Here is a 3,104-nt window from a genome sequence, read left to right on the forward strand (position 1 = left end):
GTGGTGGGCTTGGGCGGATGGGTACGGCGACGCTGCCGCTGAGGTGACCGGGGCTGTGCCCCGGCCCCTGTGTTTCGGCTGCGCCTACTGGGTTGCCTCTTGCGCTCGGCGCGCGGCTACTGGTCTGTTGTGGCTGGTCGCGCAGTTCCCCGCGCCCCTGAGGGGGCGCGTCCTGGCCTCGCTCATCTGTCAGCCGCACCCAAGGGAGCCCCCATGACGAACGACGCCCCGGACCTGGACCCCCGTAGCACCGTCCTGCTCACCGTCGAGTGTCAGCGTGGCGTCGTAGGGCCGGATGCCGCGCTTCCCGAACTGGCCGCTGCCGTCCGTGCTTCCGGCGCCCTGGCGAATATCGCCGGACTCGTCGCCGCCGCGCACGCCGCGGACGTGCAAGTGGTGCACGCCGTCGCGGAGCGCCGCCCGGACGGCCGTGGGGCCGGGCGCAATGCGCGGCTGTTCCGGGCGGCGGAGCGGTTGCCCGTGCGGCAGTTGACCGGCAGCACGGCCGTCCGCGTCGCCGAGCCGATCCCGGTCGGCGAAGCGGACCTCGTCGTACGGCGGCTGCACGGGCTGTCGCCCCTGGCCGGTACGGAGCTGGACGCCCTGTTGCGCAACCTCGGCTGTCGCACCCTCGTCGTCACGGGTGTGTCGGCGAACGTGGCGATACCCAACGCCGTCTTCGACGCCGTCAACCTCGGCTACACGGCCGTCGTCCCCACGGACGCCATCGCGGGGGTGCCCGCGGACTACACGGCGGCGGTGATCCGCCACACCCTCGCGTACGTCGCCACGCTCACCACGACCGAGGCGCTCCTGCGCGACTGGCGGCGGCCTCGTCGTGGTGTCACGCCAGCCTGGTCGTCCCGCCCTGGACGGTGATGCGCTGCGCCGACAGCGGACGCTGCGCCGGGCCGTTGCGTACGCTGCCGTCCGCGACGGCGAATTTGCTGCCGTGGCAGGGGCAGTTGATGGTTCCGCCGGACACCTCGCCGACCACGCAGCCCTGGTGGGTGCAGACCGCCGAGAAGGCCTTGAACTCGCCCTTCGCGGGCTGGGTCACCACGACCTTGCGGTCCCGGAAGACCTTGCCGCCGCCCTCCGGGATGTCGGCCGTCCGGGCCAGTTCCGCACCGCCGCCGGGCGCGGCCGCGGAGGGGGCGGTGGAGGTCTCCGGGGCGCTCGATCCGGCCGGTGCCCCGGGCGTCTGCGGTGCGGTGCCCTGCGTGTCGCCCTGCGTGTAGTCCTTCTTGTCGTCCGAGCCGCACGCGGCCAGGGCGGCCGCGAGCCCGGCGGCTCCGGCGGCCGCGAGAACGGTACGGCGCCCGGCACCGGGCAGGTCCGACGGCAGCTGTGTCATGTTCGCTCCTCTGTGCCTCTGCGGGCCTCTGCGGGCCTCTGCGGTCACTGGCTTCACCGGAGTCATACGGCTCCGGTGAAGCCCGCGTTCAGCGGTTCAGCGCCTTCTTGAGGAAAGCCGATTCGAACAGCAACAGGTGTCCGGCCGTGCCCGCGCCATTCGTGTGGGTGACACCGGTGAGCGGCAGGACGGTGTGCGGCCGCCCTGCCGCCAGCAGCGCGGCGGACATGCGCAGGGTGTGGGCGACGGCCACGTTGTCGTCCGCCATGCCGTGCACGAGGAGCAGGGGGCGGCACAGCAGCGGCGCGTCGTGGATCGTCGAGGAGCGGACGTAGTTCCCGGGCTCCTCGTCCGGGTGCCCGAGGAAGCGCTCCTTCCAGTGGGTGTCGTAGAGCCGTTGGTCGCTGGGGGCCGCGCCCGCGACCGCCGCGTGGAAGATGTCCGGGTGCCGGAGCACGGCGGCCGCCGCGACGGTGCCGCCGAACGACCAGCCCCGGATGGCCACTCGTTCCAGGTCGAGGTCGGGGCAGTGCGCGGCGGCGGCCCGCAGTCCGTCGGTCTGGTCCTCCAGTACGGGCGTGAGCTGGTCGCCGCGTACGGCCTTCTCCCAGGCGAGGCCGCGGCCGGGCGTGCCCCTGCCGTCCACGACGAGCACGGCGAAGCCCTGTTCCGCGAACCACTGGGCCACGCAGGCCGTCCAGGTGCGTGCCCGTACGGCCAGGCGTATGCCCGGCCCGGCGTACGGGCAGAGCAGTACGGGCAGTTTCCGCGTCCCCGGTTCGTGCCACGAGGGGAGGAAGAGCAGGCCGGGCAGATCCCGTTCGCCGAGCGTGAGGTGTTCCGGGCGGGGCGCGACGAGGGGGTCGGCGGTCAGGGAGCCGATCGTGCCGACGGGTTCGCCGTCGCACAGGACAGTGACCTTCTGTCCGTCCGGGGTCAGGCTGTCCAGTACGACGATGGGGCCGCCCATGACGGCGGTGTGCACGCCGGGTTCCCGGCTCAGCCGCGCGAGACCGTGCTCCGGGTCGTACACCCACACGTGGCGCTCGAAGGGGCTGTCCCAGCCGGTGAAGAGCACGCGCTCGCCGTCCGTGCCGAGCACCTCGGCGACCTGGAGGCCCTCGGGGGTGAGGAAGTCACCGATGCGCAGCCGCCGGGTGTCGTTCCGCTCCCAGGGGACGACCGGGGTGCCGGAGGCCGTACGGGCCGGGGTGCCGGGGACGAGCTCCACCCACGCGGGGTCGCGTCTCTCGTGCAGCGGCTCGGTCGTGCCCGTGGCGGGGTCGACGGCCAGCAGGCGGAACACCCGTTGGTCGCGGCTCTGCACGCCGATGACCGGGCCGTGCGCGTCCCAGTCGGCGGTGGCGAGGTATTCGAAGGCCGTCCGGTCCCATGTCACCTCCGTACGCCGTCCGTCCAGTGCCACGACGTACAGGGTCACCCCGGCGTTCGTGCTGCCCGCGAACGGGTAGCGGGAGGACCGCGGCCGCTTCGCGGGATCGGCGGGGTCGGCGAGGTGCCACAGGGGTACGGCCGTGGGGTCGACGCGGGCGACGAGCAGCGCGCTGCCGTCGGGGGCCCACCAGTGGCCGCGGTGCCGCCCCATCGACTCGGCGGCCACGTGTTCCGCCAGGCCGTACGTGACCTCGGGGGCCTCCGGCGCGACGCGCAGCAGCTCCTCCCCCGCCAGGGTCATGACGTGCAGCGCGCCGCCGGTCACATACGCGACGTGGCGGCCGTCCGGTGA

At 73.6% G+C, this 3,104-nt stretch carries 3 protein-coding genes; 1 reads left to right on the top strand and 2 read right to left on the bottom strand.

Annotation, left to right across the window (positions count from 1 at the left end; genetic code table 11):
* Window positions 1–213 precede the first annotated feature (213 nt).
* Window positions 214–879, top strand: coding sequence for a cysteine hydrolase (locus tag K6I34_RS34360; protein WP_229331960.1), 666 nt, complete (start codon window positions 214–216; stop codon window positions 877–879).
* Here the strand turns inward: K6I34_RS34360 and K6I34_RS34365 are convergent.
* Together K6I34_RS34365 and K6I34_RS34370 are read right to left on the bottom strand one after the other, a co-directional pair.
* Window positions 845–1,357: a Rieske (2Fe-2S) protein gene (locus K6I34_RS34365; RefSeq protein WP_229331961.1), complete on the bottom strand. Its 513-nt coding sequence runs from the start codon at window positions 1,355–1,357 to the stop codon at window positions 845–847. The genes K6I34_RS34360 and K6I34_RS34365 overlap by 35 nt on opposite strands.
* A gap of 88 nt (window positions 1,358–1,445) precedes the next feature.
* Window positions 1,446–3,104: prolyl oligopeptidase family serine peptidase (locus K6I34_RS34370; protein ID WP_229331962.1), on the bottom strand; the 1,659-nt coding region annotated here is incomplete at its 5' end.

Source organism: Streptomyces sp. UNOC14_S4 (genome assembly GCF_020740835.1).
Classification (GTDB): domain Bacteria; phylum Actinomycetota; class Actinomycetes; order Streptomycetales; family Streptomycetaceae; genus Streptomyces.